The 1,677-nt window shown below is 40.6% G+C and carries 1 protein-coding gene; it reads left to right on the forward strand.

Annotated features, from left to right (window positions below; genetic code table 11):
• Positions 1–67 precede the first annotated feature (67 nt).
• Positions 68–1,623, forward strand: a protein-coding gene (locus ACNAZ4_RS23765) for an IS3 family transposase (RefSeq protein WP_415818749.1) whose coding sequence is annotated in 2 segments (ribosomal slippage) — positions 68–707 and positions 707–1,623 — 1,557 coding nt in all. Because the reading frame shifts where the segments join, the coding sequence is not laid out codon by codon here.
• Positions 1,624–1,677 lie beyond the last annotated feature (54 nt).

Here is a 1,677-nt window from a genome sequence, read left to right on the forward strand (position 1 = left end):
TGATATGCTCCCCTTTAGGTAGACAGATTAAAAATAAAATCTGTTTACTTAATGGGGAGTTTTTATTATGTCAAAAAGGGCCTTTCCACTCCAAGATAAAATTAAGATTATAAAGGCATTGGAAAACGGGAACCATACCATTTCGGAACTGGAATCTATATATAAAGTGAGTAATATGGCAATTTATGATTGGATCTATAAGTTTGAAAAATACGGAGTGGAAGGATTGGACGAATCCTCTACTTGGAAGAGATATTCGAAGGAACTTAAGCTGTCGGCAGTTCAGGACTATCTTAGCGGGGATTACTCGATCCGAGAGGTTAATAGGAAATATGAAATTTCAAGTACTTCTCTCCTTCTCAAGTGGATTAAAAAGTATAATAGTCATAGAGAATTAAAGGACACTTCCAAAGGAAGGACAAACACTATGACTAGAAGAAACACTACCATAAATGAACGAAAAGAGATTGTGCTATATTGCCTTGAGAACGGCAAGGATTATCAGAAGGCAGCTGAGACCTTTAAGGTCTCTTACCAACAGGTATATCAATGGGTTAAAAAGTATGAGGATGGCGGCGAAGAAGCCCTTCGGGATAAGCGAGGGAGGAAAAAGGAAGAAGTTGAACTCTCTCCAGAACAGAAGATGAAATTGGAGATGAAGAGGCTTGCGAGCGAAAATGAGCGATTGCGCGCAGAGAACTTATTCCTAAAAAAGTTAGAGGAGATCGAAAGGAGGCGAAGATAAGCCAGATACGCCTTGAGGAGAAATATATCGCGATCCAGGAACTTCACAAGGAAGAGGGGTTCCCTCTTATCATGCTTTGTGAAATTGCGCGGTTAGCCAGGTCTGCGTATTATAAATGGCTGAAGCGCATCCCTTCCATGCGTGAACGCCAGAATGAAGAGCTTGTAGAAGAAATGAAGGCTCTCCATGAGGAAGTTAAAGGAATATACGGCTACCGTAGGATTACGATGACTTTGAATCGAAAGCTGGGCAAGAGCTTCAATCATAAGCGAATCTATAGGCTGATGAAGATTGTCGGCATTCAAAGCGTTATTCGGAAAAAGAAGAAACGCTATAAAAAATCAACCCCTCAGCACGTCGCAGAAAATGTGTTAAACCGTAAGTTCCAAGCTGAAAATCCAAATGAGAAATGGGTTACGGATGTCACTGAATTCAAGTATGGAGAAGCAAAAAAGGCTTATTTGAGTGCGATTAAAGACTTACACGATGGAACCATCGTCAGTTACGTTTTTGGGCATTCCAACAACAATAAACTGGTGTTTGATACTCTCGATCAAGCTACAGCCCTTTTGAATGGAGACCGTCCACTCATACATAGCGACAGGGGTTTCCAGTATACCCATCTCGGATTTAAACGAAGAATAGATCAAGCACAGATGACTCAAAGTATGTCCCGAGTCGGAAGATGTATTGACAATGGTCCAATGGAATCCTTTTGGGGAACACTGAAAAGCGAGAAGTATTACCTGGAGAAATATAAGACCTTTGAAGAACTATCTGCGGCGATTGATGAGTACATATACTTTTATAATCATGAACGTTACCAAAAAAGATTAAACGGCCTTAGCCCTTTAGAATACAGGGCTAAAGCCGCTTAGATTGTTTTTATTATTTCCACTGTCTACTTGACGGGGAGCAGTTCAANCTNNCTC

It is taken from the genome of Mesobacillus thioparans, from assembly GCF_965138835.1.
Taxonomy (GTDB): domain Bacteria; phylum Bacillota; class Bacilli; order Bacillales; family Cytobacillaceae; genus Mesobacillus; species Mesobacillus thioparans.